Origin of the sequence: Paenibacillus sp. GM1FR (assembly GCF_002803315.1) — a bacterium.
Lineage (GTDB): Bacteria > Bacillota > Bacilli > Paenibacillales > Paenibacillaceae > Paenibacillus > Paenibacillus amylolyticus.
The window spans coordinates 139,510-166,145 of the sequence record NZ_MKZL01000002.1 but is presented as its reverse complement, the minus strand read 5'-3'; the positions used below and the strand labels follow the sequence as shown (position 1 = coordinate 166,145).

General features: G+C 45.3%; 18 protein-coding genes. 6 read left to right on the top strand and 12 right to left on the bottom strand.

Annotated features, from left to right (window positions below; all coding sequences use genetic code 11):
• Positions 1-151 precede the first annotated feature (151 nt).
• The 3 genes from PAEAM_RS01635 to PAEAM_RS01625 form a co-directional block, all read right to left on the bottom strand.
• Complete coding sequence (locus tag PAEAM_RS01635; RefSeq protein WP_100526393.1) at positions 152-1,147, bottom strand: phosphotransferase enzyme family protein; 996 nt, start codon at positions 1,145-1,147, stop codon at positions 152-154.
• Positions 1,148-1,551: 404 nt separating this feature from the next.
• Positions 1,552-2,100, bottom strand: coding sequence for a hypothetical protein (locus PAEAM_RS01630; RefSeq protein WP_133120399.1), 549 nt, complete (start codon positions 2,098-2,100; stop codon positions 1,552-1,554).
• 4 nt (positions 2,101-2,104) lie between these two features.
• On the bottom strand, positions 2,105-3,688 hold the full coding sequence (locus PAEAM_RS01625) for a glycosyltransferase family 39 protein (protein WP_100526391.1): 1,584 nt from the start codon (positions 3,686-3,688) through the stop codon (positions 2,105-2,107).
• Positions 3,689-3,861: 173 nt separating this feature from the next.
• On the opposite strand from PAEAM_RS01625, the gene PAEAM_RS01620 reads away from it, so the two are divergent.
• Positions 3,862-5,313, top strand: coding sequence for a CAP domain-containing protein (locus tag PAEAM_RS01620; RefSeq protein ID WP_100526390.1), 1,452 nt, complete (start codon positions 3,862-3,864; stop codon positions 5,311-5,313).
• A 150-nt stretch (positions 5,314-5,463) separates the two neighbouring features.
• Here the strand turns inward: PAEAM_RS01620 and PAEAM_RS01615 are convergent, their stop codons facing one another.
• A complete protein-coding gene (locus PAEAM_RS01615; RefSeq protein WP_091038905.1) occupies positions 5,464-5,862 on the bottom strand; it encodes an iron chaperone in 399 nt (132 codons plus the stop codon).
• A gap of 184 nt (positions 5,863-6,046) precedes the next feature.
• Between PAEAM_RS01615 and PAEAM_RS01610 the strand changes: the two genes are divergently transcribed.
• Both PAEAM_RS01610 and PAEAM_RS01605 read left to right on the top strand, forming a co-directional pair.
• Complete coding sequence (locus tag PAEAM_RS01610; RefSeq protein ID WP_017690570.1) at positions 6,047-6,367, top strand: ArsR/SmtB family transcription factor; 321 nt, start codon at positions 6,047-6,049, stop codon at positions 6,365-6,367.
• 99 nt (positions 6,368-6,466) lie between these two features.
• On the top strand, positions 6,467-7,549 hold the full coding sequence (locus PAEAM_RS01605) for a Rossmann-fold NAD(P)-binding domain-containing protein (protein WP_100526389.1): 1,083 nt from the start codon (positions 6,467-6,469) through the stop codon (positions 7,547-7,549).
• A gap of 116 nt (positions 7,550-7,665) precedes the next feature.
• Here the strand turns inward: PAEAM_RS01605 and PAEAM_RS01600 are convergent, their stop codons facing one another.
• Complete coding sequence (locus PAEAM_RS01600) at positions 7,666-8,328, bottom strand: M48 family metallopeptidase (RefSeq protein ID WP_100526388.1); 663 nt, start codon at positions 8,326-8,328, stop codon at positions 7,666-7,668.
• 153 nt (positions 8,329-8,481) lie between these two features.
• Here PAEAM_RS01600 and PAEAM_RS01595 point away from each other — a divergent pair, with 153 nt between their 5' ends.
• Entirely contained in the window at positions 8,482-9,237 is a 756-nt protein-coding gene (locus PAEAM_RS01595) for a GNAT family N-acetyltransferase (protein WP_100526387.1), read from the top strand.
• A 185-nt stretch (positions 9,238-9,422) separates the two neighbouring features.
• Here the strand turns inward: PAEAM_RS01595 and PAEAM_RS01590 are convergent, their stop codons facing one another.
• The gene (locus PAEAM_RS01590; protein ID WP_100526386.1) at positions 9,423-11,801 is read right to left on the bottom strand and encodes a GH36-type glycosyl hydrolase domain-containing protein; all 2,379 of its coding nucleotides are present in this window, start codon (positions 11,799-11,801) and stop codon (positions 9,423-9,425) included.
• Between the two features lie 129 nt (positions 11,802-11,930).
• Positions 11,931-12,350, bottom strand: coding sequence for an ester cyclase (locus PAEAM_RS01585; RefSeq protein ID WP_100526385.1), 420 nt, complete (start codon positions 12,348-12,350; stop codon positions 11,931-11,933).
• 302 nt (positions 12,351-12,652) lie between these two features.
• Between PAEAM_RS01585 and PAEAM_RS01580 the strand changes: the two genes are divergently transcribed.
• Positions 12,653-15,175: a transglutaminase domain-containing protein gene (locus PAEAM_RS01580; protein ID WP_100526384.1), complete on the top strand. Its 2,523-nt coding sequence runs from the start codon at positions 12,653-12,655 to the stop codon at positions 15,173-15,175.
• Positions 15,176-15,245: 70 nt separating this feature from the next.
• On the opposite strand, the gene PAEAM_RS01575 is transcribed toward PAEAM_RS01580, so the two are convergent.
• Both PAEAM_RS01575 and PAEAM_RS01570 read right to left on the bottom strand, forming a co-directional pair.
• On the bottom strand, positions 15,246-16,241 hold the full coding sequence (locus tag PAEAM_RS01575; RefSeq protein WP_100526383.1) for a cysteine peptidase family C39 domain-containing protein: 996 nt from the start codon (positions 16,239-16,241) through the stop codon (positions 15,246-15,248).
• A gap of 256 nt (positions 16,242-16,497) precedes the next feature.
• Positions 16,498-17,400, bottom strand: coding sequence for an SDR family oxidoreductase (locus PAEAM_RS01570; RefSeq protein WP_017690578.1), 903 nt, complete (start codon positions 17,398-17,400; stop codon positions 16,498-16,500).
• Between the two features lie 372 nt (positions 17,401-17,772).
• Between PAEAM_RS01570 and PAEAM_RS01565 the strand changes: the two genes are divergently transcribed.
• The gene (locus PAEAM_RS01565) at positions 17,773-18,756 is read left to right on the top strand and encodes a MerR family transcriptional regulator (protein ID WP_165789799.1); all 984 of its coding nucleotides are present in this window, start codon (positions 17,773-17,775) and stop codon (positions 18,754-18,756) included.
• 26 nt (positions 18,757-18,782) lie between these two features.
• Here PAEAM_RS01565 and PAEAM_RS01560 read toward each other — a convergent pair whose 3' ends face one another.
• From PAEAM_RS01560 to PAEAM_RS32165, 3 genes are all read right to left on the bottom strand, one after another.
• Positions 18,783-20,312: an alpha/beta hydrolase family protein gene (locus tag PAEAM_RS01560; RefSeq protein ID WP_100526381.1), complete on the bottom strand. Its 1,530-nt coding sequence runs from the start codon at positions 20,310-20,312 to the stop codon at positions 18,783-18,785.
• A 418-nt stretch (positions 20,313-20,730) separates the two neighbouring features.
• Positions 20,731-22,110, bottom strand: coding sequence for an amino acid permease (locus PAEAM_RS01555; protein WP_100526380.1), 1,380 nt, complete (start codon positions 22,108-22,110; stop codon positions 20,731-20,733).
• A 193-nt stretch (positions 22,111-22,303) separates the two neighbouring features.
• Positions 22,304-26,434 carry an S-layer homology domain-containing protein gene (locus PAEAM_RS32165; protein ID WP_243391234.1) on the bottom strand — a complete coding sequence of 1,377 codons (4,131 nt, stop codon included), beginning with the start codon at positions 26,432-26,434 and terminating at the stop codon, positions 22,304-22,306.
• Positions 26,435-26,636: the final 202 nt, after the last annotated feature.

Sequence of the window (26,636 nt, the reverse complement as noted above, 5' to 3'; positions counted from 1 at the left end):
TTCATTATTCGGTAAAGTTCGAACAAAATGAAAAGCCCCGTGATCGATACAGAGGATCTGCATCTGACCGCGGGACCAATTTACGTGAATGATTCTTCCAAACTTCAGTGCTCATGGATCTTGACTAGCCTAGGGTGAATTGGAACAAATCTTAGCAGTCGACTACCTTTCCAAATTGCTCTGCCTTTTCTGTCATTATCCTCGTTAACCTCGCTCTTAGTCCGCTCATCCACTCCGGCTCATATGACCACTGCTCTGCAACAGATCGAAGCATACGCACATAACCGTACAAGTTGGCAAAACGGCGACAAGCGGGGAACATACTCTCCAGATCATAACGTTCTCCTGCCTCGGACCAGTACCCGTTCAGGAACAATTGTTTCTTCTGCTCCCATTGTTCAGGCTCGATCTCCTCACGTAAACTATCCAGACTCTGTTCCACGTCCATTGCGTACCAGTGATACATCGAGTCATCAAAATCAATGGCATAACAAGACTGGCTACCTTCATCATAGAAGACATTGTCCAGTTCAAAATCGTAGTGGATGAGACCGAAATTTTGCTGGGTCATCGGTAAAGTCGCAAAATACGTTCGAAGAAACTCCACCTCATTCAAAGCAGCCGTTTCACCAGGAAAACCCTTCAGGATCTCCTGCATCATCCAATCCAAAACATCCGTGTAGGTCCAGCGTTTCTCCTTTTGCTCAGGCATGAATGTACGTGATAAATGATGTAGCTCACCCAACGCCTGACCATAGCTGTACAGGATGGTGTCATTCAAATCAATACTTCCTAACTGCGATCCGGGTACTCGCTTGAATACGGAAGCATAGTATGTTCCCCATGGGGTGTGAGCCTCTATGAGTTCTGTCCCTGAATGGGAAGGTACCGCCTCCATAGCTCCATAATGATTCGTTTGAAGATAACGCAGGAACTCCAGTTCAGCGCCAAGATTGATTTGATTTTTCTCCTCTACCGGGGCAAAACGAAGCAATCTCACTTCCCCCTGATCTCTGAACGGATACACGGCATTGGAGGATATGCGATAATACTTAAACATGTCCAGCGACTCAGGATCATAGTTCCAATTCTTCAGGACCATCTCGGCAAGATCATTATGTTGAAATAAATTTTTTAATTTTAACATGGGCATTTCTCCTTTTTGGTCGTTTCATGTGCATTGCTTGTGGGCAACGAATGCCTATTTTTGCGCGCAAAAAGCCGCAGGCTATGCCTGCGGCTTTTAAAAATCTGAGTGTATGAGAAATTTGCACAAGCAAATAAAACTCGCATACGCCAGAAAAAATGAGCAGTTATATCCCTATATATCAGCAGATCTCAGATCGGACTGGGAAACTGGATGTTTCCACCCTGCATCTGAATGGTCTGCCGGAATTATTCAGTTTATGCTTACCTTCATTGTAGTAATGGAACATACCATCTTAGACCGTCGTTTCATGACGCTCACTCCCTTCAAAAAACCAGTTGTTACCATAATAGCCGATAAGCCAAATGTAAGCAATTACAAAATGACGATAATCCCATCATTTTTTACTGGACAACCATCACCCGTTCAACCGTCTCGGTGTTGTCCTTATACCACACCATCACGATGTTTTCTTTTTGAAGATCAGACACTTGAATAGACGAATTCGCACGTGGGCTGGAATTGCCCGAACCCGGCGTCCCCATGCCTTCAGTGATAACAACATCATCACCTATATTCAACTTCATTTCCATTCCGGTATCCTTCCACTCCATGCTTGGGGATGAGTTGTCCTGCACCTCAAGTAACGCCAGCGTAACTGTGTTTCCATTCACGGAGATGACTCTACCAGTAATGTTGGCATTCATCATCCCCTGCGTCATGCCAGGACTGCCTGATCGATCATTCATGCCCGCGGTGCCTCTTCCACCTCTCGGTGTTCCTCCATTCATTCCCAGGCCACCACCATTCGGCATACCGCCACCGTTCATGCCTTGCGCAGAACTGGTCTTGGTAATATTCTGAGCGGTTATCACATCGCAAGCCGTTAGCATAACCGAACATCCCAGCAGTAGGAGTAGCGTAACCGATGTAAAATATTTATTTTTTCGCATATGATCACCTTTTTCTCAGGGAATATCTCTCCAAGGTACCTTTACGATGGAATATGAAGTCATACGTATCTTTGAAACCCATATAGGACAGCACAACCAACAACGGATATACAGGGTAGATGTATCTCGACTTAATCTCCCACAGAATATAAAATCCGATGAATCCGAGAATGACCAGGATTAAGGAGACTTCATCATACCGTTTACGACAAATTCCACCAACCAACCGGATGGAAATAAAACAGTACATCAAGAAATTCATCACATATACGATCCAGAGCAAACCTGTCCGATAAGCCGAATCCCCTTGTAACAGTTCTGTTATCGCATTGGTGTAACTGTAGGAGCCTGCGATTCCGCCTCCCCTTCCTCTTCCGGCACCCATGGAACTTTCATTGCCGATTCCGTAGCGGTCCATCTGGTACGTTCCTTCGGTCCAGGTCCATATAATCTTTTTGTAATACATCTGCACCAAGTCACTTGCACTTGCTTCAGACAGCTTGTTGCCGATCTCTTGTTTGAACAATGCTGCGCTCTCAGCCTTATTGTAGTTGGCCTGCCTCTGATAGATCTGATAACTCTCCATATTGTCCCAGAAGCCAAAACGCTCCAGATTAATGCCCATATTCAGCCACATATAGACCGGTGCAGCATTCTCTCCGACAGATTCGCTCACAACAGAGGAGGATTGAAGAACCGCATTCTGTGTCCAGGTTGGTACATTAAACAACATACCCAGCACACCGATGGAAATGATGACTTTCTTCATTCCAATGCTCCGTAAATTCAGCAGGATATATATGATGGCAGCGATCAGCACAATCACGCCAATGCTTCGGAAGTAATTGCCCATCGCGAGAAAAACGGCGGCAATAACGATTGTTTTCCAAGACTTTTCACGTACAAAACGAATAACAAAGTATAAACATGATGTCAGAAAAGCTGTGGCAATTACATCGTTATAGATCAGGTTGTTCAGGAACAAGGAAGGCAGGTACGTTGCTGCAAAGATCAACACACCGTAATCACGTTCCGTGGATCTGTCGTTCACTTGTTTGTAGATAAGATAAATCATGAACGTTGTTAACGTTGAAAACAAAATATTAAATAGTTTGATGACCAGATAGTTGTCCGGGAACAGGTACAGCAATGTCTTCAGGTACAAGACGATCGAGTAGTTAAACGGGAACATCTGCAGATAACCACCCGGTTCAAACGACGAGTAGTCTTGGTCATACAGCATGTTCATGGCGAGTGAGAGAACGGTCTGTGAATCATCGGTGGGTACTCTCGGAAATACAAAAATGATGATGATCTGAATGGCCAAAGAACTTAGCAGCACAATCGGAATGACAACCTTCGGACTGTATTTGTTCAGCTTCAGACATAGCGCATATAACCCGACACCTGAACCAAGAAGCAAAAGAATGACCGGGAGAAAAATACTCCACTGCTGCATGCCCAAAATGGGATTGTCCCCATACAAGGCGTAGTTGTACTGTGCCCGAACCAACAAGGACGAAGCAATAAACACCGCAACAAACACGAGCAAAATGAGATAAAACGACTTATGCAGCACCTTAGACATGCAAAAACTCCTTTTCGATTACAGGATTCCGTGAGTATTATAATGGCTCTGGCTGAAAAATCGCTGAATTCGAATAAACAATTGCATTCATAAAACTAACGAATTATACCTTTAATGTCGATAAAATACATCGAATACATAATAATATTTTTTTACTAGAAGGAGATTAGAACATGTTTATTCAAAAAAGGTACATCCGCTCGTTACTCTCTCTTCCTCTCGCAGGTCTATTGTTTATGCTGCTCGGAACTCAGCAGATCGCTGCGGCCCCTGTCGACAGTCTGCTGCCTGAGCGAAGTGAACAAGAAATCAGCCAGAAATGGACACAATGGATGAGTGGCAAGAACCAAACTGCAACGTTCACTCAGAAACCCTCTACCAAGGCACCTTACGTCGCTGGTGTAGTAAGTAACACCACATTAGAGCAGGCTCTAGGTGCAGCCAACTTCTATCGTTATCTCTCCGGTTTGGATGGAGATCTCGTTCTGGACCCTGCGCTTAATCGTCAAGCCCAGCATGGAGCAGTTGTTGTCTCTACCGGAGAATTGACTCATTTCCCAACTCGTCCTGCAGATATGCCAAAAGCCTTTTTTGATCTGGGAGCCAAATCGGCTTCAAGCTCCAATCTGTACGCTTCCTATGGTACACAAGGAAATCTTGCAGTCCAAAGTGTTAAAGCCTATATGGATGATTCGGACGCAAGTAACATTGCTGCACTCGGCCATCGCCGCTGGATTTTGAGTTCGCAACTGAAAAAGGTCGGATTCGGAATTGCATCCCGGGACAACAAAAACTATGCAAGCCATTTTAGCACCATGCAAGTTATGGATACGAGCCGTTCAGGAAAACTCAATTACAATTACAACTTGTATCCGAATAAAGGGGCATTCCCGATTGAAGCATTCAATGTGTCACAAGCCTGGTCTGCACAGTTGAATCCGGACATCTTTGCGAAGCCTTCCAACTCCGAAGTACAGGTGGAGATCGTCCGTTCATCCGATCAGAAAACTTGGGTACTGGGAGCAAAAACACCGGTTAGCAGTGATCCTGCAAAGGCCTTTTTCAATGTAAATACCGATGGTTATGGATATAACTACGCTGTCATTTTTCGCCCGGATAACTTGAAGTCCCTGAAGGCAGGCGATACATTCAACGTTCGCATTACCGGTTTGAAAAAGAAAGACGGGTCCAAAGCAGAAATTTCATATCAGACACGTTTCTTCTCGGTTAGCAATCCTTCACAAGAACCTGTAACCGATCCACAGAATCCTGGGACAGAACCACAAGACCCTGGAACAGAGCCACAAGAACCGGAACCCGTGAACGAGGATTACTTGGATAATCATCTGATGCAGTTCGAATATACAGCGGATCGTACGCTGAAAGTACGGGGAACACTCACTGCTTATGCAGGTAAAACATTCTCATTCCAGATCCACGGTCCTTCACCTGACGAAAAACATATTCGCACGGAAACGGTGAAGCTGGATGCTAACGGTCGGTTCAGTCTGACTGTTCCTAATCTGGGCGTTTCCGACCTGACGATCTACTTGCAAGTGGACCCAAGCTTTATGTATTTGATTCCTACAGCAAGTAATTCAAACGTAACGTATTCCTTTGAATAGAAGTGAGCAAGAGCATAGGAATCGAACAAAGTAAAATGAAGTAACGAGCAACGTTAAACTTAAAATCTAAAAGTAAAAACAGTCGGAGTGCATAGGCATCCGACTGTTTTTTATAGTTTATGATATGAGCTTTTGTGATAGGAGCTTTAATTACTTCGGTGCTCCCTTTTTGCGTTTCTTTTCCAACGCGATCTCCACATTTTCTTTCACGCGATACTCCACAATCCGGCGAATGAGATCCTCGGGCAATGGCTGATCCAGCGGAAACTGGACAGACCCCTTTCCCCCTTTATACTTGGAGAGTTCCTCCTGGAAAGCTTGAATTCCCCTGGGAGCAGGGTAAAACCCAATATGATGCTGGTATGCGGCAAAATGAACCAGATTCCCATGCTGTGCATACGTAGGCATCTTGTAACTGATCTTCTCTTCGGCGTTCGGAGCCGCTTCACGAATAATCTGTCTTATTGCCTGTAATCTCACCTGTACATCAGGTGCAAACTCCGAGATATATTCATCTACCAGCACCGAATAATGGTTACTCTCAGCCATCTTGGACTCCTTCCACCACGGATACATCAATGGATTCGTGGTACGGGCATATTTGCTTATATTGTACTTCAAATGGACAAGCGGAACAGCTATTTTCCTGCAACTTGGAATGTTAAATTTGATTTTTAAGTGAACTAAGCCTTATAATACGTTTAAACAATTAAACATTATAACGGAGTGAGCCATGAACGAGTCGATGGGTAACCAAAAAGTTATTGATATTTTCGAGAATCTAAGTCCCTATCTTCAAGGATTGGGAGATCCTGTTCGCCAGCGAATCATATCGCTGCTCATTGATCAAGAGAGCATGAACGTATCGCAGATTGCAGAGCATGTCCCCATGTCACGCCCTACGGTCTCTCATCATTTGAAAATATTACGTCAATCCGGGCTGTTATCGGTTCAGAAAAAAGGTACGGAGATGTATTACAAGCTGGAGTTCAACGATGCGATCGAATTACTCAAACAGCTCGTTCATCTCGTGGAAGTGGAATGTCAGAGCTAGCGCATACCGCGCTGGTGAACCGCATTCCTTTTCTTCACTCTATTATGTTCATTAGTTTAAACATATAAGTACATAAACATATCAACGGAGGTTTATCGAATGAATAGAAAAAGAGTTCTTATCGCTGGGGGCTATGGTGCTGTAGGTGCACAGCTTGCTCGCATTTTGCATGACAGGCATCCTGATCTGGAATTGGTACTGGGAGGCCGTTCTGCGGGTAAAGCAGCACCTTTTCCATCCAATCGTGTCCAAACGGTTGTTGTTGATACCCATGCAGACGATCCACTGATTCACGCAGGAGAGAATATATCGTTAATCATTAATGCAGTGAACGATCTGGATGATCGATTACTGGTGTCGGCCGTACGGAGAAAAATTCCCCTCATCGATATAACACGCTGGACTGAGGTGTTCAATCAAGCGATCCGTACAATAGAGCAGGAAGAGCTTCATGCTCCGGTAGTGCTGTCCTCTGGATGGATGGCAGGAACGGCGTCACTCTTTGCCATGATACTTTCTAACTCTCTGCAACATGTCGAAGTAAACATTCATGCCCTATGGTCGCTGCGGGATAAGGCCGGCCCTGATTCGGCAGCCTTCATGGACCGGATGAGTATTCCTTTTCAGATATCCGAATCCAATACACATCGACTCGTCTATCCCATGACAGATCCGATCAAAGTTCATTTCCCGAACGGGTATACGACTCCATGTTACAGATTGGATACACCCGATCACGTCACATTACCTCATACCAGTCATATTGATTCAACCAGCTTCCGCATTGCATTCGATAGTAAAGTATCTACCTATGCACTCGCCGGATTGGTCAAAACCGGAGTATGGAAGATGATCAGTGGTGAACGTTTCAAGCCATTCCGGCGAAAGTTGCTCTATAATCCAGGAACTGGGAGTGCACATCATCTGGTCATTCAATTGAAAGGATTGGATGCGAAAGGGAATGAGGTTGAACGAACGATGACGGTCTCTGACCCACTTGGTCAGACCCATATGACTGCACTCGGCGCTGCAGTGCAGGCCGAAAAGATACTGATGATGCCAACGGACAAGCCTATGGCTCCAGGCATCTATTATCCTGAGCATCTGTTCGATGATCGAATGGACATGGATGCGGTTACTCATTTTTTCAAACATTACGGCGTTCAAGTATCTTATTCCTAATATCCAGACACAATAAAAATCCGCGAAGCCACTCACTGCTACAATGGGATCTTCGCGGATTTTACGAATAATAATGGAGGGGGATGGCGTGTCCAAGTGAAGGCTTAAGCTTGTTATTATAGTGTCATGGCCCGACCATTTCGCATCAGGTAATCTTCTTTTGTTTTGTAATCCGGCATGATGCTGCCGATTCGCCGCCAGAAAGAGCGATCATGATTCATGTGGTGAATATGGCAAAGTTCATGAATGATGACATAATCGATCACTTCCAGTGGCGCCATCGCCAGGCGATAATTGAACGTAAGTTTTTTGTCCCAGCTACAACTGCCCCACTTGGTGGGAGAATCTACGATCTCTACTGACTTCGGTTTCACCTTCAACTCTTGCTGATAACGTCCGATGCGCTCCCCAATCATGCGTTTACACTCGGCAAAATAAAACTTCTTCAGATTCGCTCGCAGCTCTTCTTCTGTCAGACCCTCTACAGGGATTAAGTCATGCAGTGCATGCTCCTTGCCAAAAAGCAGGAACTTCCCTTTGCCCTCATCTTCGTATTCCTTGGCTTGAGGACCGTCAAGCGCCCGCTGCATCAGAGCGGATTTCTTCAAAATTACATCCCCGTGCTGCTCTACAAGTTGCCGGATCATGTCTTCACTGGTACCATTGGGTGCTTTGATCGTTACCATATAAGGCAAGTCCATCGTGATGGATACTTTCTTGCGTTTGCCGTATTGGATATGACAGTTAATGCTGTGATTATTTAATTCTATAGTTAACATAACGCGCTCCGCTCCTGAAGTTAATCATTCAATCAAATCAAATTGTATACCATCTCCGACCATAATGCATACTGTTCGAAGATATATATGTTTGCATTGTATTTTTATACATTATTATGTATTATTATTTAATCATAAAATCGGAGGTTGGATATGACTCATTCCATAGATTCAGAACATAAAACCATTGAAGAACTATCGCTTAACCACTGGCAACCCCTGTCCACCTTATTATATGACGGTTGGGTACTCCGTTTTGCCAAAGGATATACCAAACGTGCCAACTCCGTTCAACCTATCCATTACTCCACTCTGGATGTGCATAAAAAGATTGAAGAATGTGAGCGCATCTATGCTTCCAATCAGTTAAGTACCATATTTAAAATCACACCGTTTATTCAGCCGGATCATCTCGACCAACTTTTGCAAGACAAAGGGTATACTGTTGTGGATCTGACTCGTATCCAGATCAGGAGCCTGGAAGAGATCAAAGAGCCTGCACACCAGGCTGTACAGATCGACGAACAGTTGACCACAGCGTGGCTGGATCATTTTTGCAGGTTAAATCAGGTGAATGATCTGCAACGGGAAACGACGGAACTTATGTTGAACAATATCCGCACACAGGTAGGTTTCATCTCGCTGTTGATCGATGAGCAAGTCGTCGCTTGTGGGTTTGGTGTCATCGAACGTGGCTATATCGGGTTGTATGATATCATTACAGACGCTAACTTTCGAAATCGGGGACTTGCTGAACAGATGATCTTGCATCTATTGCATTGGGCAAAAAAACAAGGTGCTACCTCCAGTTACCTGCAAGTGGTTGCGAATAATGCACCTGCCTTGAAACTTTACGCCAAGCTGGGTTATTCAGAGATTTATAGCTATTGGTACAGAGTCAAAGAATAGAGTGTTTGCTAATCAAGCTTAGCTTGTGGATTCTTTCATCATATTCAGTCTGACAAACAGATTAATTCAAAACAACATCTTGAAAGCAAAAACTGCCCTCCTTCTATAAAGGAAAGGCAGTTTTTAATTTGTCTTCGTAATTTTCCAAACTCTTCACATCGTTCAGCATTACTCCTTGCGCTTTTCTACAAAGGCAGCTTCACCAGCACCTCATATTTCACGTCGGCCTGTATATTCTTGATGATGTCGCCTGCAATTCGTTGACCGTCAACATGTACCTCAATTGTCCGGACAGTTGCATCCTTCTTCATGTTTACATTCAGCTCAGCCCCGCGGAACAACCGCGTAACTGATGCCTCGTTCCAATCTTCTGGTAACTGCGGCCGCACTTGAAGTCCTTGTGCATGACCTTGCAGTCCAAACAATCCGTCGATCAGACAACGATACACCCAAGGCACCGTGCCGGTGTTGAACAGATGACTGGAGCGCCCAGCTGTACGTGGGAATTGCCGATAAGCTCCGCGATAATAATTCGGGATAAATACAGGTAGCTGACCCCGCTGAAGAATATCCTCGGCATCGGGGCCAGGAATCATTTTACGCAACAGACGATACGCCTTCTCCTTCTCGCCCACCAGGTACAACGCGTAAATATAGAACGCCGCCGCGTGATTGTACACTGCACCATTCTCCGCACTTCCCGGATGTTTCTGCGTAACTCGACCTACATCTTCCCGCATCGCTGTGAAAGACGGCGCGAGTTTCTCGACACCATATGGCGTCTCCAATTGCTCCTCTACGGCACGGATTAACTTCTCCTGTTTCTCCTGATCCGCAGCACCGCTCATAAGTGCCCAGCTCTGAGGATTGATATAGATGCGTCCTTCCACGTCTTTGCTTACGCCAAACACTACGTTATCATCCGTAATTCCGCGGGCATACCAGTCCCCATCCCACAGATACTCATTGGCTACCGCATTGGTCTGAGTGGCTTCCTGACGGAATTCCGCTGCAACCTCGCCATGCCCTGCCTGTTCACCAATATCTGCCCACACATTGAACGCATAGGCCGACGCAATGGTTAACCAGCCGGATACGCCTTTGCCTTTGTACCCCACCATGTTCATCGGATCACACCAGTCACCCTGATTGATATAGTTCAACCCACGCGCATCACGCTCATGGATCAACCAGCGCATCGCAAGATTCATATGTTCCAGTACGGAAACCTTTTGTTCACTGTCTGTAAAAGCAACCTGTTCCTCCAAAATGCTATAGTCATTCGTTTCATCTAGATAGGTCTTCATACAGACCGGAAGCCAGATGCAGTGATCGGTATGAGGAACCTGGTTAATATATTTCAGTTCTGCGTCCGGGTGCAAAATAATGCCGTCTGGCATCGCGCCGCTTATATGCTGTTGAGAGAAAGCGGTCAAGAACGCAGCCCGCGCAATCTGCGGCTGAATATAACTCATACCCATGTTGTCCTGCAAATAATTCCGCGTCTGCGGATCGGTTGTCAGACGATTGGTTTTGCCATGATAGTACATCTGGCGAGGTAGCCAGTGATTCACGACATTATCTAACCAGCTGTCCGGTGTCTGAATCAGGATGTTCCCTTGCCCTTCCGCAATATACTCAGCATACTCCTGTTCAGCTGCGACGAAACCATCCTGTCCATCCTTATTCTGCTTCACAAAATAATGCTGACGAATGCCCTCAATCTCTGTCTCATCATGAGCCGGACCAAAGATAAATCGATACGCCTGCTCCGCTCCTACTTCCAGTTCGACTCTATATTGCAATACAGCTACAGGTGTCTCGTACCGTGCATCTCCACCAGCCAGTGTCTCCGACTGCAGGGCCGAAGGATTATGTAGTCCGCCTTCGCCTTCAAAAGTCTCATGATTTACTTCCCAGCCAGTCGGTTGGTGATCTGCAAGCAGATAGGTTTTGTCGCTGTAATTTTTGATTTTGCTATAATCCTGATATTTCTGATACGGCGTAATCGCCGAGCAGACAATGCCCTGCAAATCTTCCACATATGAACCGGATTGGTTCATCCAGGACATATAACCGACCGTATAATACGGGTAGATACTCAGCTTGCGTTTTTTCGAAGACAGATTGGTTACCTTCACACGCCATAGCTCCATGACATCTTCCTTCGGCAGGCGCAGGGACATCTCGATGCAAATGTCGTCCTGAATCACTTTCCAGTGAATATCGTGTTTACCGACAGCGAACGTATAGCTATCCGCCTGCTTGCGAACCGGTTCATACGGGGCTGAGAAAATTTCGCCACTTATTTCATCTTTAATGTAGACAAACCGTCCTGGATGGTGGGCATAGTACGGCTGCTCCGGTTGCATAAACGTCTTGGCTTCCAGGTTGGGCGCATACGAGTATTTGGCAGGTTCGGGCTGCATGAATTGGGCCACCGCGTACCCCCGACAATTCACATGAATCATCATCTTTTCATTCCAAAGGAATCCGGATGCCTTCGGTAAACTTGTCGGGCTTGTTAGTTCAACATATTGACTATCTTCCGTTGCTTTAATCATCACTGAACCTCACTTTCAGATTATGGAGTTAAAAGACAGAAAACGTTTTAGGTAACTTGTATACAACTTTGTCCATTATAACACGGGAACGCTTACAAAGAACTGAAAACTAAAAAAGAGCTGAGAAACTCAGCTCCGATTACGTTCCAATTGTCTCTCGATGCCCAACCTGTCGATCTGTATCCAATACTCTGCAATTTGTTCGTTTTCCACTCGGTATACTGCACTGGCAATTTCAATCACCGGGAGGTTGGTTGGACTGTATCCGTCCACTTCGCCAATATGGGTACCCGTTTGTCTCCAGCGCACATAAACTTTATCACCTTGCGTCAGCAACTCCAGAATTTCGAGTGAAAACTCCCCGTATACTTCAATCATCTCTCGCACATGATCCGCATAATCAGAAGGTGTTCGGGTGACCATGATCTCATCTTCAGATATCACTTGATGAGCCAGTACTTGTTCCGCCATCACGCTGCTTGCATAATCAGGATTTCGGCCTGATCGGACTTCTTCAAAAAAGGTTCTGACAATCTGTTCTGCTGTCATACGCCAATCCAGCCTCCTCAATTATTCTTCTATTATATATAAATATGTAGTAACTCTTGTATTTTAACACGGTCCCCCCGCTACAGAATTACAACTGTTCTATTGTTCTACAGGACTTATACCCTCCCCTCTCACCTTGACAATGCGTCAATATGACCATAAACTAGCAAAGGATATTAGGAAATTAATAGGAGGTTTGGCCGTTAAGAGGTTCGAGTATGGGTTTTAACCAATTTTGATAATCTTTCGGTGTGTAGAAAGTAGCATTAGAGCAACTCAGAAAAACAAGAAAGCGGTGTATCATGAAACGTCTATTTTTCATTATGTTTGCACTCACCCTGTTACTGGCTGGATGCCAGAGTACTGAACAGGAGAGTAGTCCGTCCGAAAATAACCCTACAGAAGTAGTAGAAGGTTCTACCATTTTAAGTTTGAAGCAGAAATACGGCTCTGAATCGGAACAAGCGATCATGCCGATGTACAACGTAGCTCAGGATGAAGAATTTATGTTCAAGTTTAAAGCCGATTTACGTAAAAGTAACCTGCGAGCTAGTGACATTATTAGTGTACATACCGATATTAAAGCACTCAAAGCAAGCGATGTATATGCCATTCCAGAGACAAACGACAATAGTGTTTCCATTAAGCCTCTTGGATGGGGCGTTTTAAGTTCAGATTCCATGATGAACAAGGATCAAAGTTCTTGGGGCGGTGCCCCCATTTATTACATTCGTCTGAATTATGATCCAGATGCGGAAAATCTAACACTACTCGATCAGCCCATCATTATTCCGTTTACAGTGAAATCGGAGTTACCCGTACCTAACCTAAGATACGAAATTGACAAAGATAGACGGTTCAAGTTGGTCTGGGACAAGGTTGAAGGTGCCACCGAATATAAAATTTATAAACGTTCTGACCTAACCAACTTCGATACAAATGTACCTCTAACTGGCGCAGAGGACGCGTTCAGTAATAGTCTGCCTTTAGATATTGCGGTAACGACAGAGACGTCTTTCAATGATTTTTTGAGAGACGGAAAAGGCGGGCTCGGCACTTATAATGAAATGATAACTACCACTCAGAACCATGGTATACGAGGAGAATATTACGTCACTGCAATCGGTGGAGGCAAAGAATCCAATTTTAGCAGAGGTGTCCCTACAGCTCCGCTTGCTTCCCAGTTGCCAACATCTCTGAAAGAACAATTGTATAGGGAGAAATTAAAGAATATAGATGTACTTCCTCAGAAAGCAACAGTTGAGTACAATGACGGCTCTCTAGCTCGTGAAACCATTGTCTATGATACCAAAAGCGTAGAGATTTCAGAGTTCAATGAAACGAATATTCCTTTTCATATTAAAGGAACAGCTTTGAAAAGTTACGTACGCGTAGAGAATGTAACTCAAGCAGATTTGGACAAACTTTCTCAGCAAACCGTAGCCGATTCCAGCAACGGACTGGTGGAACCAAAGAATGACACACCTTACATTCCTGCACCTGACGTGCCAACGATCATCAACAATCATGATGCACCTGAGTCTGCAACGGAAACAGAAGAAGCACCGGCTTCGGAAACTTCAACTCCAGAGTCTACAACCGATACTGGAACGTCAGAAGCTGCAACTGATCCTCTATCTACTGAGGCTTCAGATGATACTTCTGATAATTCTTCAGATATGGCTTCTGAAGAAGCTTCCAATGAAACACCTGCTTCAGCTCCAGAAGCTGTAGAAGACAACCTGGTAGATGAGCAGAAATCCAATACACAGCAAAATGTAGAACAAGGTAATCAGGAAACCGTGCCTCAGCCTGCTACAGGCGATGCAATGATCAATGCAGATTCCGCATTGGAAGAAGTTTTAGCCAAAAACATGATTGCGGCACAAGATAAAATTTCGTTAAAGGCTTTCCCCGAAGCTCAAAATTTCACGACACTCTCAGATGTTGTCCTGAAAGTGATGTACCAGAATCCATTGATTCTTGGTGTGGAAGGTTTCGAATACAACTATGGTACACTTACCCTTTCGATTCATTACAATGAATCGGCTAGTGGAATCCAGAAGAAGCAAGATGAGATTATTGCCAAAGCGAACGAAGTGGTGGCTTCCATTATCAAGAATGGTATGAACGAAGACGAGAAACGGAAAGCCATCTACGATTATCTGAACGATAACGCGAAGTATGACGATGCAGCGCTGGAAAATGCGGAGCAAAACAACTTCAAAAATGTCGATCCACAGTTTAATGACTCGTTTACCACATACGGTATTCTGGTCAAAGGAGTTGGGGTATGTGCCAGCTATGCTTCCGTTTACAAATTGCTCTCCGATCTCTCGGGATTGGAAAGCATCGTTGTAACGGGCGCTTCCAGCGGCGTTCCACATGCATGGAACAAGGTCAAAATCGGGAACGAATGGTTCCATGTAGATGCCACCAACAACCTGACGAACTCCGGCATCCCGTATTTCCTGTACAATGCCAATGATGAGACTGCTGCAAGTCAGAAAACGATAGCGGATCAAGATTATTGGCTTGATTCCGAGCTCACGATGTTTAATGGCGAGAGCGATGCCAATGATTATTATGTGCAGAATGATCTCGAAGTCGCGTCCATTAATGAGTACAAAACCAAGGCTGAGAGTGAACTCAAAAAAGGAGAGAACCGGGTCATTCTCCGTTTCGCCTCACCTGTTGACTCTGATGAGCTGATGACAGCTGCCGGCGAAGCCCTCGCAGCAGTGGATGAAGCGCTTCTGAACACAGCACAATTAGCCACGCTAGGCAGTTATGCCATTCTGGACCCGAAACCAGAACAAAAGTAATTTAATTACACAGCAATCCCCTTGGCTTTCTAACAAGCAAAGGGGATTTTTTGTCTATTATTAGATGACTTCAAGCCATTGATTTAACCTGTTGCAATCTGGTAATAAAAGAAGAAATAAATGCTTTCTCTTTTGTGAGATTCTGTTGCAATCTCTCACTTATTTTACTGAGTGTACTTGCATCACGCGTTATATTGTATTTCAGAACTATATTTCTCAATTTAAAGTAGTCCTGTTTCAGAATAGTGCTTAATTCCATAAAGGTTGAATCTCGTTCAATGATTGATTTCTCCATTAAGTAAGATAAACGTAACTCCATAAGTAACTTATGTTCATACAAGAGATGAAAGACTCGTGAATCCAATGCTTCTCCAACTAGGGCTGCCTGCTCAATGTCGGTAAAGATGCGTTGAATGGCTTGCATTCCAAAATCGTATTTCTGATCTCGCACTAAGTCATATGTCTCGCTTGAGTTAAGATAGTTTTCCATCGCCGTTATAATCTGCTCCACATGAATTGCATAATTGATATTCTGAATTGGCTTGAGGAATCTCACTTCTGTCCAAAAACTGTACTCATTAGACATGGTCCAGTAGCCTTTCTCAAGTTCATCCAGACTACATACGCTTTGTATGAATTTACCATCATCAAGATTATCAGCAATGTATATCAAATTTTGATCCAGGTCATACCCATACACTAATAATTCATGCATGAGATGTTCTTTTTGATAATAGTCTGTACACGCAATATAGTATCTATCTGCATAAATATATAGATAATATCCCATATCTATCGCTTCCGTAATCACTTGCTTAAGTGATGTTCCCCATTTGCTAATCACAATTTCTTGTGGCAGGTTGTAAAAGGAAATTCCCGGACAGGTACTTAGCAGAAACTGATGAGAATCAAACGAAAAAATTCCCCATCCATGTGCATACCTGATTTGTATAAAGTTATTGAAAATCCATGGCCATAAATCTTCGTGCATAACGGATGTTAATGTCCCATATGATGTGTACGTGCTTATGACAGGGTCACCTAGTTTAAGTACATTCTTGGCCATTACAGAATTCCTCCTTCGATTCCTAGGCATAGTGTATTGATCTGAACAGATTCATTGTATAAGCAACGCACTCTCAGAGCTGGGAGCGAAGATCATGTTCTTGAATATATTACCATGTACCTTTTCCGTTTTATATAAGAACGCTTTCATATATGAAAATATTTTATTTCTCTCATCTTAATGACAAAAAAGAGGATACCGCCCCCAATATGGAGACCGTATCCTCTGATACCCTGATCGGATTATCTAAAACTATTTACGGACTAACCGTACCACCATTCGCATTCAATGTCTCCCCGCTTACATAACTGGATTCCTGGCTTGCCAGGAACACAAATGCCGGAGCCATCTCGGCAGGTTGTCCTGCTCGACCAAGCGGTGTGTTGGAGCCAAAATCGGCCAGCTTCTCGACTGGTTGTCCACCCACGACCTGGAGCGGTGTCCATACCGGTCCTGGTGCAACAACGTTGACACGTATCCCTTTGCTACCCACCTGTTGGGCCAGCGCTTTGCTGAACGTGTTAATGGATGCCTTCGTTGTTGCATAATCCAGCAGGATTGGCGAAGGTTTGTACGCCTGAATCGATGATGTGTTGATAATGGAGCTACCCGGCTTCATGTGTTTCACAGCTGCTTTGCAGAGCCAGAACATGGAATAGACATTTGTTTTGAACGTTGCATCGAACTGCTCGGTAGTCAGATCCGCAATCTGCTCCACAAACTGCTGTTTGCCTGCCACGTTAGCAAGGATATCAATCCCGCCAAGCTCTTTTACCGCAGATTCAATGAGTTCTTCACAGTATTTCTCATCCTTCAGGTCACCTGGCATCGTAATTGCTTTGCGACCGGCTTCCTCAATCAGCTTCACAACTTCCTGCGCATCTGCTTCCTCTTCCGGCAGATAGGCCAGAACAACATCTGCACCTTCACGGGCAAACGCAATCGCTGCCGCCCGGCCAATTCCGCTGTCGGCCCCGGTCACAACCGCTTTGCGTCCCGTTAATCGTCCGCTGCCTTTATAACTTTTCTCACCCGCATCGGGAACAGGTGTCATCTCACGCTGAAGCCCCGGCTCATCCTGCTGCTGTTTCCACTCCGGTGTAGCCTTAGGATATTGTGTCGTTGGATCTTGCATGGTGTGCTGGTCTTGATTAGCCATGTTCAATTTCCTCCTTGGTGATTTACATTGATCACTACGATCACAGAATAACCTTCCGATCGCTGTTATCCCCAGATTTTTTTCTCTCCCTTATATAAGAGGAAAATCTGGTGATAGCGTATGCTTCCGATGTAGCTTTCTTTCAGAAAGCTTTTAGGCGAGCACTCCGTTTCTTCAGATTATTTCTGTGCTCTTCGTTATCATGTAAATATTAAATTTATTATCAGAAGTTGTTTTCATAAAAGTTGCACTCTTTCCTTTGTAACCGAGATGGGTGGAATTTAAACTAAGCCCGCCCGAATTCACTGACGATCGTCACATATCGAATCTCCCCTAACTGGAGATTGTATAATAGAACATGAGGTGATCTCGTTGAACCCAAATAAAGAACCCTACTCCATCGGTGAAGCAGCCAAACTGATCGGCTCCACGGTGAAAACGATCCGTTATTACGATGAGATTGAACTGTTACAACCCTCCAATCATACGGAAGGCGGGCATCGACTCTATACAACGCAAGACCTGTGGCAACTCGAACTCATTATAACGCTTCGTTATCTGAATTTCAGCATACCGGATATTCGAAAGCTCATGTCGGGTGAACTGGCGGTAGCACAGGCACTGGATCTACAGATTGAAGCCTTGGAAACCCAGATCGGCACGATGAATTCCATGCTCTCCATTTTGCAGCAAGCGAAGCAGCATGAAGAAGACACTTCACTGCATTCGGAACAGTCTCTTACCTACATCTCCAGTCTGGTTGAATCCCTAACGGCCCATGCGAGCAGTCGGAAACAATTCGTTGCTGCCAAGGTGGATGAATCCCATCTGCTGGACAGCATTCCGCAGGATTGGAGAGTGTCGTTTCTGCACTTTTTCGATAAATACATGATGAAAGATACCAAACTGACGGCTCAGCAAACACTGGCCTGGAAGGAAATTCAGGAACTGATCAATGATCCGGCCTATTGGGCCGATCTGGCTAGGTTGGAGATTCCGTTCTTCATTATGGCGAATCAGCCACAAGTCGAAGCGGACGTCTGGGTGAAAAAAATGGAGGCTATTCGCATTCGCACTACCGAAGCGCTGGACAAACGTTGGGCAATCGATAGCCCTGCTGTGCAAAGCATGGTGTGGGACTTTGTGTTGATGTATGCAAGTGCTGAGCATGCGGAAGCACCAGAAGTATTTTTTCGCAAACAGGCCCGATATATGCTGGACTCTGTGACGGATCGCATTCTTCGTTTTAACAAGCTGTGCAAGGTGATGAATCCCGAATGGAGCCAGATTGTAGATGGCATTAACTTATTGCAGGAGGGCATGCGGTTACGATTAAAACAAATGGAAGAAGACTGAACTTCAGTCTCCTTCCATTTATACGTTTAGCCTTTTTTCAACAAATAGGATTCATGTTCTCCCACTTCCTTGTCCATATGGAGCGGTTTCCCTTTCAAGTAGTGGTTGAAGAAATCAATCGTTGTATCGTTAACCAATTGTTGTGTCCCCCGCGCTTCTACACCCTGTGTCCATTCGAGCAGTGGAGAGATCAGGTAGAGGTCGGAGAAACTCAGATGTTTGGTGTTGGTCAGCTCCATCCAGAAGTTACCTCCTGCGGTTACCGGCTCATAGCGCTCATACACTTCCTCGTAATATTTCTCGGCTTCCGGACGGGTCGTGCCCATCGCAGCAATCTCTTCGTCACTCATCACACTTGTACCTGCAACGGTTGAGTCTGCACTCATCATCAGGAACGGCTTGCCCACGCCTTCCGTAGGGATACGTTTCTTACCAAACAATACACCGTCCATATTCATGCCTGCTTTCACACGTGGATCATCCATTAACATCTGTACTGTCGTTGCTCCGCCAAATGAATGCCCAAACATGCCGATATTGTCCAGATCCATATGTCCTGTAAAGCGTCCGCTCGGATCCCCCGTACCCAACTTCTCTACCTCATCCAGTACAAACTGTGCATCCCTCACCCATGTCTCATTCAACTTGTCCATGTAACTGAATTGCAGCTGTTCAAAGCCTTCTTTCCCTTCAGATTCAAACTGCGCCACACGTCCATCCGGGAATACGGATACCAGACTGCTATACGTGTGATTAATGCCCACCACAATGTAACCTTGACTGACCAGCTGCTCGACCTGGAACGTATTCTGATTTTCATAGCCATGCAGACCATGAGAGAAAAGAACAACCGGATACTTGGCTTCAGCATCAGATAACTGAGCTTCCTGTATCGCATGTGTTTTGACCTGACTCAGACTGGAAAATAAAAGCTTTGGCAGTTTCAGCACTTCATTGAAGGCTGTCCCGTAGATCTCCGGCTTATTAACATAAGGAGCTGTTGCGCCCTGTACATCTGGATTCGTTGGGTACCAGATCTGTACCATCAGCTCCCGTTGATCACCGATAGAACTCGTCAGCAACTCCTCACGGCTGTTATCTGTCCAGTCGTAGGATACTGTTCCGATTCCATAAGGACCTGCTGGCTTGGCAAACGAAAACACCGGGAACAGCAGCGGCAAGCCAATGCTCACAATAGCGTATACCAACACCAGAAGAGACGTTGCGATGATTCGAACACGTCCGAATTTCCTCGTCACAGTCGATGTGGAAGCAGAGGCCCCGGAACCTTTGCTGTTCAGCGAGGTTACACCTGACTGTTGCTGGCGTCTTGCCTTTGTAAATAACACAACCAGTGGAACCAACGTGAGCAGATACGCCGGAATCATAGGCCAACGGAGTCCTTCGACCACACCATGGATAATCAACAGCACACCCGATATGACGAATCCACCCCATGCCATTTTTCGAAAATGTTGACTCTGTCTCCCGATCCCGATTACCCCCACTAATATAAGCAGGTTGGAAATAAGATAAATCCATTCTATTGTCCTCATATACTTAAAGCCTCCCATTCTGCCACGGATTAAATCGGAATGATATTATTGCGCAGCAGCTATTATATAAATTGAACTAAACATTTACACGAGAACGTAGAGGACAGAAATAACCTGAAGAAGCGGATGCGTTCGCCTTTATCCCCAGATTTTCACCTTTGTAAAATTAAATCAAAAAAATCAGGGGATAACAGCGATCAGAAGGTTGTTCTGTCATCGAAGTGGCAAGTGTAAATAGGCTTTAGTGCAATCTTTATAATTCAAATCTTAAAACCTCCAGTTACAGGAGATTCAAGTATGAATTTTGCGGATAAAAAAATGCACTCCCTGAATGACGCTGAATCACCCGCAGGTTCTCCATTGTATTCAAGGAATGCACGTATGAAATTACGATATAAGTTGATTTTTGAATATTGGACTAGCGATCTTCGCCGCCATCTATCCGTTGTCTTTTGCCAATGCCAAATGCGAAATATCCAGCCACCACGATGGCCATAAACGTAGCTCCAACAACCAGAGGCAAGCGCGTATCCGGGTTAAACGCCATACCGATAATGACGAGAATCAGATACACAATAATGATGTAATTGCTGATCGGGAACCATTTGGACTTGAAGTTATGATCCGCCATCTCGTTGCCCCAACGCTTTCTGAATCGGAACTGGCTGAACGCCAGCGCAAACCATGGAACCATACCCGGAAGAACACTTGCACTGTAGATGTACAGGAACAGCTTGGAGTCCGGCATCAGGTAGTTCAGCACAACCCCAATCAGCAGCAAGGAGATTGTAATGACGATACTGTTGCGGGGAACCCCGCCTTTGGACAGCTTTTTGAAAAAGGCAGGTGCCTGCCCATTCTCAGCCAGCGTGTACAACATCCGTCCCGCACTGTAGATCCCGCTGTTACATCCCGACATGGCCGCCGTGAGCACCACAAAGTTAATGATCCCCGCTGCAGCCACAATACCAACTTTGGCAAAGGTGAGCACAAACGGGCTTCCCGTCTCGCCTACTTCGTTCCAAGGGTACAAGGTTACGATAACAAATATGGCACCAACGTAGAAAATAAGAATACGCCACACGATATTTTTGATCGCTTTACGCAAAGTGTGTTTCGGATTCTCCGCTTCGCCTGCTGTAATACCGACCATCTCCACCCCTTGATACGCAGCCGTTACGATACACAGTGCGAAGAGGAAACCTTTGATGCCTCCAGGGAAGAAGCCACCATGACTGAACAGATTCGACAGTCCGATTGGCTCTCCTCCGTTCCCCAAGCCGAAGAAGATGAGCCCGGTTCCGATCACGATCATCGCCACAATAGCTGTCACCTTGATCATCGCAAACCAGAATTCAAATTCCCCATAGAACTTCACCGCCGCCAGATTCGCTGCTGCAATGATCAGTACCCCAGCAAGTGCAGGCAGCCACTGCGGAATATCCGGGAACCAATATCCCACATAGATACCAATCGCCGTAACTTCCGCCATACCCACCGTAACCCATAGGAACCAGTAGCTCCAGGCGGTCAGAAATCCGGCAAGCGGACTAATATATTTGTGAGCAAATGTTGCAAACGAACCCGTGACCGGCTCCTGAATCAACATTTCACCCATAATACGCATGACAAAAAAGATAACGATACCAGCCAATAAATAAGCCAGCAGCACGGATGGACCTGCCCATTTGATCGTACTCGCCGATCCCATGAACAGACCAACGCCAATTGTACCTCCGAGTGCAATCAGCTCTACATGGCGGGGCTTTAGCCCTCTAGTTAGTTGCTTTGATTCCAAACGATTCTCCCCTTTTCACATTCACATTAACGCAATGCAGAATTACTTCACCAAATTGTACGAGATGTGCCGCAGAAATACAACAAGGAATGTGAGGAAGTTGGGTGGAGACGACTCTTGTATGGCAAAAAAGGGCCTCCTCCTCACGCCCTTATTGGACATGATTAGGATAACCCCTTAAAGTTTATTACAATCAGATCAATCCTGATTTTTGGAGAAGCCGCGAGACGATTGCAGCCACTTCAGCCCTTGTAATATATGCCTTGGGCGCAAGTTTCCCATCACTTCTCCCTGAAAAAATTCCGGCTTGTACACTTTCAGCTATACCACTGTATGCCCACACTGATGAGTCTGCTGCATCTGTATACATCTGAAGACCAGCTGATCCAGATGGAACTTTTAGCCCCGTAATTGCCATGGCTCTTGCCATAATGTTCATGGCTTGCTCCCGTGTAATTTTGTCATCAGGACGGAAAGTTCCATCTTTGAAGCCATCTAGCAATTGGTAGTCATATGCCGTATTGATCGCCCTACTATACCAAACATCGGTGGATACATCCGAGAAAACATTATTGGATGTATCCAGTTTCAGTCCCAAACCGCGTACCAATATCGTGGCGAATTCTGCTCGCGTAATATCTCGATCAGGAGTAAACATACCTTTTCCCGTTCCATCCATGACCATACGTGAACCCATATCGTTTACCTGGGCCTTAGCCCAATGGTTCTGAACATCCTGAAACTCAATTGGATTCCATATAATAGAATAAGTACTATTGGTCAGACTGTTCACTTTGGCATAATATTTGGCACCATTAACAATGACTTGAGTCGGTACGTGACGAACTGATCCATCCGTGTCGATGACTATACCTGTCGTGATTCGGTTAGGATCTACTCCCTCAGGAATCGCAATCGTTCGTTCAACATATGCATTGAAATGGGTAATGTTAATCGTACGATTACCACTAATGCCGCGTACTTCAAAATTATATGTTGGGGCAACAAGCGTAAATCTGTTTTTTTCAATCGCATCTGTTATTACCCGCAGCATCTCTGCTCCAGGAGTCGAAATCTCAATCTGAATCTGAATATCTTTGAGATTAATTGACTGCCCCAGTTGATTGGACAGCGCTTGGATATTGATTTGCCGAGAAGGTAATGTGTAGGTCGCAGAAGGCGTTTGAATTTTCAGAGTTGCGTTTTTTTCCTCCATGTTCTTGATCATCTGACCATTAAGTTCCCCAATGACAACATCAGATTGTGTATTTAGCAGAATGGTGACCGTAGCCCCATTTCCTTCAGCCGAGAGCTTTTCATCCAGTTTCACGGAATCTACCGTTATTGTGGTTACACTTTGACTATTTCGCTCACTTGAAGTTGCTGATCCGATGTTTTCCACTTTCCCGTTGACCATTACATCCACCCCTGAATTTCCTGGGTTCGGAACTTGAGTTCCTGATGTAGGTGGCTGGCTTGGAGTCGTATTACCTCCAATACCGCCAGTACTTCCTCCTCCACCACCGGTATTGCCACCATTACCTGTTGGTACCAACGGGATGATTGCATTGGATAGTAACGAAGACTCACTACCTCCTGCCTTGTTCTTTGCCTTCACTGTAAACGTATAGCTCGTTCCGTTGGTTAATCCCGTGATGATTATTGGGCTACGTGTTCCAGTCACGACTCTATTGTCTGGTAGAACATTCACCTCATATGCCGTTACGGCACTTCCTCCATTGTCTGCTGGAGGATTAAAGCTAAGCGTAACCTGTCCGTTCCCCGCGACTGCTATAACGGATGATGGTGCTTCTGGAACCGTTAATGGAGTTGCACTTTCCACATTGGACTCAGCACTCAAACCACCCAATCCGCCTGCTTTCACCATAAAGTAATAAGTGGTTCCATTAAGCAGATTTTCCACACGATAATTCCCGTCCGTTACGGTGGTAATGGCGTTACTGCTAAATTGACCAGATACTGTTGATAAATAAACTTCGTAATATGTCGCTCCCGGCACGTTACTCCAATTCAGCTGAGCCTGATGATCTCCAGGGATCACTACCAGATCCTGAGGATTGGCAGGCGCATTTGGCAAGTTGATAGCTTGAACAACTTGGAATGTCTGGTCCAGCATATTGTCCGCAGTTACAAGAACCGTCGCAGTGTAGGTGCCCGCTGGCAAACCATCCTTAACCATCACCGTGAAGCTGGTTTCAGCCCCATGGTTAAGAGTCGACACTGTAGGTTGTGTTACTTCAAGATCCGACCCGCTCGCCCCACCAGATGTTACCTCCAAGTTAGTCAATGTACCCGTACCGATATTTTTCACGGTAATGGTTAATGTTTCTTGACTACCCGAGACATAGCCCTGAATCAGTGCTGCTGGGGTTTGATCCGCAATATTCTCAATGATATACGTTAGTGCTGGTTGAATGGCAACTACAGCAACATTGCTCATCGTTGTTGCGGTCATCGTTCCATTTACACCATTATTGGTGTTGGTTACGATCACATAATAGTAGGTCGTTCCCACACTTGTCGTTGGCGCGGCATACGTTGGATTCGTTGCCCCATTGATCAGCGTACCGCCTGTAGTGTTGTTGGTCGTGTTGCTGTACCACTGGTAGCTCAACGTGCCTCCGTCACTGACTATAGCGCCTACGCTCAGCGTTGGACTGCTCGCTCCCTCGTTGGCTGTCTCATCTGCTGGCTGTGTGTTGATCGTTGGCGCTGCTGCATGAACCAGCGTATTCACCGTTACTTGTGCCGCATTGCTTGTTGTTGTTGCCGTCTTGGTTCCATTTACGCCATTGTTGGTGTTGGTCACGATTACATAATAGTAGGTCGTGCCTGTACTCGTCGTTGGCGCATCATACGTTGAGCCCGTTGCCGCATTGATTGGCGTGCCACCCGTTGTGCTGTTGGTTGCGTTGCTGTACCACTGGTAGCTCAGCATTCCTCCGTCACTTACCGTAGCGCCTAAGCTCAGCGTTGGACTACTCGCTCCTAAAATGGCCGTTTCATCTGCTGGCTGTGTATGGATCGTTGGCGCTGCTGCATGAACCAGCGCATTCACCGTCACTTGTGCCGCATTGCTGGTCGCCGTTGCGGTCTTTGTTCCATTTACGCCATTGTTGGTGTTGGTCACGATTACATAATAATAGGTCGTTCCTACACTTGTCGTTGGAGCTGCATATGTTGAGCCTGTTGCTGCATTGATTGGCGTGCCGCCTGAGGTGCTGTTGGTTGCGTTGGTGTACCACTGGTAGCTCAGCATTCCCCCGTCACTGACCGTAGCACCTACGCTCAGTGTTGGACTGCTTGCTCCCTCATTGGCTGTCTCATCTGCTGGCTGTGTGTTGATCGTTGGTACTGCTGCATGAACCAGCGCTTTCACCGTTACTTGTGCTGCATTGCTCGTCGTCGTTGCGGTCTTCGTTCCATTTACACCATCGTTGGTGTTGGTCACGATCACATAATAGTAGGTCGTTCCTGCACTCGTCGTTGGCGCATCATACGTTGAGCCTGTTGCAGCATTGATTGGCGTGCCACCTATTGTGCTGTTCGTTACGTTGCTATACCACTTGTAGCTCAGCGTTCCCCCGTCACTGACCGTAGCACCTACGCTCAGTGTTGGACTGCTCGCTCCCTCATTGGCCGTCTCATTCGCTGGCTGTGTGTTGATCGTTGGTTCTACTGCAGAAAGGACAGCATCATCAAGCACAATGTCATTAATACCATGCCAACTGTTCTTATCGGCTGAATATAAGAGAACCATATCCACATTATCGAAATCTTCATTTAATGAAACATGTTTAGAATGATAATCTGCAATTACTTCGTCATTTTGGAATGAGTAGGTTGCAACCTTTGCACCATCGCGATATCCTTCAACCGTAAGGTTTATTGGTCCTTCACCCCAGTTTGAATAAAAGAATCCGTTAATTTGGAATTCAGATGCATCGCTTGTTCTAATCCCCATCCCTTTCCAACCAATATTAATGTCAGTCTCATAAGTAGTTAGAAAAGGAAACCACCCATCTTCCACTGTATTTGCATATCTGAGAGGTTCCGACATTATAGCTCCACTACTGGTATCACTAATATTGTAGAATTGAAAAACTTTACCTGAGATATTCGTTGAAGAACCTTCGCCATCTTCAGCAATTCCATCAGCCCAGGCACTACTATCAGTTGTGGAGAAGGTTACTGTTGTTGGACCCACCGCTGCTGCTGCAACCCCCGCCCATTGACTCCCGAAGAATCCATTTGCTAAAACCAAGATAAAGCATAGAAGCATGATTAAGACTCTCTTGTACATGTTCACTGAACTGTTGATATTCATCAGTTCCTTCCTCGTTATGAAATGAGATACCGTCCAAACCATTGCTGCTTCATATCGACCCCCATCAACTGAAAATGCCTTATCGATAGACATTATTCGACATTTTTCTGCGAAATCCTTTAGTGCATTAAACAATAAAATATTTATTTTTAAACTATTTTATATCCTCCATTTATCG